The sequence below is a fragment of the Streptomyces sp. NPDC031466 genome, from assembly GCF_055581265.1.
On the sequence record NZ_JBVIJT010000032.1, the window covers coordinates 1 to 1,787 of the forward strand.

Here is a 1,787-nt window from a genome sequence, read left to right on the forward strand (position 1 = left end):
GCTGAGGCGTGGGTTCAGGGCGTGGCCGTCGATTGGGCCAAGGCGTTCGAGGGGTGTGGGGCGTCGTGGGTGGATTTGCCGACGTATGCGTTTCAGCGGGAGCGTTTTTGGGTGGGTGAGGAGTCGGTGGTTCGGGTGGTGGAGTCGTCGGGTTCGGTGGGTTCGGTGGGTTCGGTGGGGTTGCGTGAGCGGTTGGTGGGGTGTTCTGAGGGTGAGCGGTTGGTGGTGTTGTCGGGGTTGGTGCGGTCGTTGGTTGCGGTGGTGTTGGGGTATGGGTCTGGGGATGCGGTGGATGTGGGGCGGTCGTTCAAGGATTTGGGTTTTGAGTCGTTGACGGCTGTTGAGTTGCGGAATCGGTTGAATGGTGCGACGGGGTTGCGGTTGCCGTCGTCGTTGTTGTTCGACTATCCGACGCCGGCTGTGTTGATTCGGCATGTGGATGGTGAGTTGGGTGGTGGTGTGGCTGTTGGTTCGGTGGGTGGTGAGGTGCCGGTGGTGTCGGTGGGGGATGAGCCGGTGGCGATTGTGGGGATGGGGTGTCGTCTTCCGGGTGGGGTGTCGTCTCCGGAGGGTTTGTGGGCGTTGTTGTCGTCGGGTGGGGATGCGGTGTCGGGGTTCCCGGTGGATCGGGGGTGGGATTTGGGGGCGTTGTTTGATGAGGATCCTGAGCGGTCGGGGGCGTCGTATGTGCGGGAGGGGGGTTTCTTGCATGATGCGGCGGAGTTTGATGCGGGGTTTTTTGGGATTTCGCCGCGTGAGGCGTTGGCGATGGATCCGCAGCAGCGGTTGTTGTTGGAGACGGCGTGGGAGGCGTTTGAGCGGGCTGGTGTTGATCCGGGGTCGGTGCGGGGGAGTCGGGCTGGGGTGTTTGTGGGGGCGATGGCGCAGGATTATGGGTCGCCGTTGCATGAGGCTGTGGAGGGGTTGGATGGTTATTTGCTGACGGGGCGTGCGGCGAGTGTGGTGTCGGGTCGTATTGCTTACGCCTTGGGGCTTGAGGGTCCTGCGGTGACGGTGGATACGGCGTGTTCGTCTTCGTTGGTTGCGTTGCATCAGGCGGTGCAGGCGTTGCGTCAGGGTGAGTGTTCGTTGGCGCTTGCTGGTGGTGTGACGGTGATGGCGTCGCCGGGGATGTTTGTGGAGTTCAGTCGTCAGCGGGGGTTGGCGGCGGATGGGCGGTCGAAGGCGTTTGCGGCGGCGGCGGATGGTACGTCGTGGGCTGAGGGTGCGGGGATGTTGTTGTTGGAGCGGCTTTCGGACGCGCGGCGTAACGGCCACCCGGTGTTGGCGGTGGTGCGTGGTTCTGCGGTGAATCAGGATGGTGCGTCGAATGGGTTGACGGCGCCGAATGGTCCGTCGCAGCAGCGGGTGATCCGTCAGGCGCTGGCGAATGCGGGTGTGTCGGCTGCTGAGGTGGATGTGGTGGAGGCGCATGGGACGGGGACGCGGTTGGGTGATCCGATTGAGGCGCAGGCTATTTTGGCGACGTATGGTCAGGGCCGGCCGGTGGGGCGGCCGTTGTGGTTGGGTTCGTTGAAGTCGAATATTGGTCATGCGCAGGCGGCTGCTGGTGTTGCTGGTGTGATCAAGATGGTGTTGGCGTTGGGGCATGGGGTGTTGCCGCGGACGTTGCATGTGGATGAGCCGACGCCGGAGGTTGACTGGGCTGCTGGTGCGGTGGAGTTGCTGACGCGGGAGCGGGTGTGGGAGAGCGATGGTCCGCGTCGTGCGGGGGTGTCCTCGTTCGGTATCAGTGGGACGAATGCGCATGTGATTATCGAGCAGGC

The 1,787-nt window shown here is 63.8% G+C and carries 1 pseudogene; it reads left to right on the forward strand.

The annotated features are described in order from the left end of the window. Positions 1-57: 57 nt before the first annotated feature. Positions 58-1,787 (forward strand): annotated as a pseudogene (locus ACZ5GP_RS33950) (type I polyketide synthase); the annotation flags it as partial.